Genomic DNA, 368 nt, shown 5'->3' with positions numbered 1-368 from the left:
CTTTAGAATTTAAAGTATTCCAAGGCGATGAAGATGGATATTTCAACAACTTAACTGAAATTCCAAATGGTGGTAGAACATTTGATACTACTCCAACATTTATAGGTAAATCAGTTGCTAATGATACTTTAGTATTATTATTTGTAAAACCAAATAATGCTACAGGTAAAGATGAAGCAATTATGAAAGAATTCCAAGCTGCACCAGATGGAACATTCAAATATACTCCTGATTTAACAAACAGAGTAGATGGTAGTGGTTGGGAAGTTGGAACATATAAAGTATATTTATCAAGCTTAAAAACAGGAGAAATGAAAGAATACTCATTTAGTTTAGATTTAAATACAGCTAAAGATGAAGTGGTTAAT

1 protein-coding gene is annotated in these 368 nt (G+C 30.2%); it reads left to right on the top strand.

The window, feature by feature from the left end; genetic code table 11:
• Positions 1-368, top strand: a 368-nt coding sequence (locus AVBRAN12642_RS09805) for a hypothetical protein (protein WP_336608326.1), incomplete at both ends; no start/stop codon positions are given.

It is taken from the genome of Campylobacter sp. RM12642, assembly GCF_020137635.1.
Taxonomy (GTDB): Bacteria; Campylobacterota; Campylobacteria; order Campylobacterales; family Campylobacteraceae; genus Campylobacter_E.
Note: the sequence above shows the minus strand (reverse complement) of the source record. Positions and strands in the feature narration are given on the sequence as shown.